This window comes from Dellaglioa sp. CoH-57-MRSF-20 (assembly GCF_056781955.1).
This window is the reverse complement of record NZ_JBXAXV010000227.1, coordinates 1-293: the sequence shown is the minus strand read 5'-3', so window position 1 is coordinate 293 and position 293 is coordinate 1. Positions and strand designations below refer to the sequence as shown.

At 53.9% G+C, this 293-nt stretch carries 1 pseudogene; it reads left to right on the top strand.

The annotated features are described in order from the left end of the window. Positions 1-293: pseudogene (locus AC1RPN_RS08855) on the top strand (hypothetical protein); the annotation flags it as partial.

Genomic DNA, 293 nt, shown 5'->3' with positions numbered 1-293 from the left:
GATGAGGATGAAGACGGCGGCATCGACGATGAAGACGAAGATGACGACGAGCCTCCCAAGAAGTCCAAGGGCAAGAAGAAGCCAGTCGAAGACGACGAGGACGAGGATGAAGATGATGACGGACTCGACGACGAAGACGAAGATGAGGACGACGAACCCCCGAAGAAGTCTAAAAAGCAGGTGAAGAGCAAGAAGAAACCTGTCGATGAGGACGACGAGGACGAGGATGAGGACGACGACCTCGAAGATGAAGACGAGGATGACGAGCCACCAAAGTCGAAGAAGAAAGCGCC